The organism is Seonamhaeicola marinus, assembly GCF_008085455.1.
This window is the reverse complement of the sequence record NZ_VSDQ01000312.1, coordinates 271-543: the sequence shown is the minus strand read 5'-3', so window position 1 is coordinate 543 and position 273 is coordinate 271. Positions and strand designations below refer to the sequence as shown.

The following is a 273-nucleotide window of genomic DNA, read 5'->3' as shown; positions in this document are numbered from 1 at the left end:
CTTCGGGTGATAAAATTAAATCTATTCAAGCGGTTTTAAGCGGAAGTTTAAATTTCGTTTTTAATAATTTTAATGATACTACTAAGTTTTATGATGTTGTAAAACAAGCCGCTGCCGAAGGTTACACTGAACCAGACCCAAGAATAGATTTAAGCGGTGTTGATGTGGCTAGAAAAATTTTAATTTTAGCCAGAGAAAGTGGTGTTGAAATGAATTTAGAAGATATTAAAAACACATCATTCCTTTCGGAAGCAGGACTAAAAAGTGATACTG

Annotated in this window: 1 pseudogene; it reads left to right on the top strand. The window is 33.0% G+C overall.

Annotated features, from left to right (window positions below):
• Positions 1-273: pseudogene (locus FUA24_RS25605) on the top strand (bifunctional aspartate kinase/homoserine dehydrogenase I); the annotation flags it as partial.